A 1555-nucleotide genomic window follows, 5' to 3' on the forward strand; every position below is an offset into this window, starting at 1 on the left:
TTCGTCGCCAGCGTCATATGTTTATAACACACCGCAAATTTGTACCCCGACCTGAATTTTTCTGGGGCCCCCCGTTCCCGGCCGCGCGAGAAGTCGGCAGGTCCGACTTCTCGCGCGCGCCGAACCGCTCCCGCCGCCCGGCCCCGCCCGTCCGCCCGCCGTCCGCGCAGCCGAATATGTAGACCGACCGATATATTTTCCCCCCTTTGCGGCGCCCCGCACAGGAAGTCGGGCAGGCCGACTTCCTGTGCGCGCTGTCGACACTGTGGGCGCGATCAAATCTATAGACCGGTCGGTATATTCAAGCCCGAAACCAGCGGCGCGAGCCGGTCTGTGGAACCGCGCCACATGACCACACCGGCAGGCGGGGGTCAGCGCAGCAGGTGCTCCAGCTGGTCGAGGGCGGTGGGCAGGTCGCGGGGGCGCAGGGCACCCGGGGGGCGGCGGGAGCCGGTCCAGCCGGGGCCGGCGGTCAGGACGACGGGACGGGTGCGGGCACCGTGGGGGCCCCACGCGGTCTCGGCGACACGGCGGGCCAGGGCCCGGTCGGCGGTGCGGGCGACCTGGGACCAGAGCAGGACGGCGGGCGGGCCGGTGCGGCGGACCGCTTCCAGCAGGGCTTCGGTCGGCAGCGCCGGGCCGAACATCCGAAACGGCAGGCCCCGTTCGGCCAGCCCCGCGGCCAGCGCCTCCAGCGGCAGGGCATGCAGTTCGGCGGGCATGCCCGCGAGCAGGACGGCCGGCCCCTGCGGCGGCTCGACCCGGTCGGCGGCGCGGCGCAGAGCGGCCGCGACGTGCCAGGACAGCAGGTGCTCGACCTCGACGTAGCGCTCGCCCTCGGCGGCCCACTTGCGGCCGGCGGCGCGCAGCGCGGGCATCATCACCTCGGTCCAGGCGGCGACCGGGCCGAGGGTGTCGACACTGTGTCGCAGGATCCGGGCGAGCTCGGGGGCGTCGAGGCGAACGGCCGCGCGGGCCAGCCCCCGGCATTCGGGGCGGACGGTGCCGACGGGCAGGGTGTTCCCGCCGCCGCCTGCCGGTGCGCCGGCAGGCGGCGGCGGCGGTTCGTGAGCCTCGGGGGGTTCGTGAGCCTCGGGCGGTTCTGGGGCCTCGGCGGCGAGGGCGAGGCGGGCCGCCTCTGCCGGAGTGACGCCGCGGGCGGTCAGACGGCACATCTCCGCCAGGACGGCGACGTCCCGCGGGCTCCACTGGCGGTGTCGCCCGGGATCGCGCCGGGCGGGACCGATGCCGTAGCGGCGTTCCCAGGAGCGGACGGTGGTCGGGGAGACGCCGAGCATGCGGGCGAGGGCACCGGTGGTCAGGCTGGCCTGGGCCGGCGGCCGGCCGGCGGAGGCAGTCGCGGGGACGGGGACCGGGACGGGGACGGGCACATGCGTGAGCCTATGCGGGGCGGGCCGGGCAGCGGGCGTCGCGAATGCGGGGCGGCGCAGCAGGGCTCGTCCCGCGGAAGCGGTCGGTGCGCGCAGGAAGTCGGACCCGCCGACTTCCTACGCACACCTCGACCGCGGACCTGGAGGGAATATGTAGGTCGGTC

Annotated in this window: 1 protein-coding gene; it reads right to left on the reverse strand. The window is 75.1% G+C overall.

The genetic code is table 11. From position 1 onward, the window contains the following. Positions 1-371: 371 nt before the first annotated feature. On the reverse strand, positions 372-1391 hold the full coding sequence (locus ACFVTF_RS20870) for a MerR family transcriptional regulator (RefSeq protein WP_387815382.1): 1020 nt from the start codon (positions 1389-1391) through the stop codon (positions 372-374). Between the last annotated feature and the right edge of the window lie 164 nt (positions 1392-1555).

The sequence above is a fragment of the Kitasatospora sp. NPDC057940 genome (assembly GCF_042887425.1).
In the GTDB taxonomy this organism is placed as follows: Bacteria; Actinomycetota; Actinomycetes; order Streptomycetales; family Streptomycetaceae; genus Kitasatospora.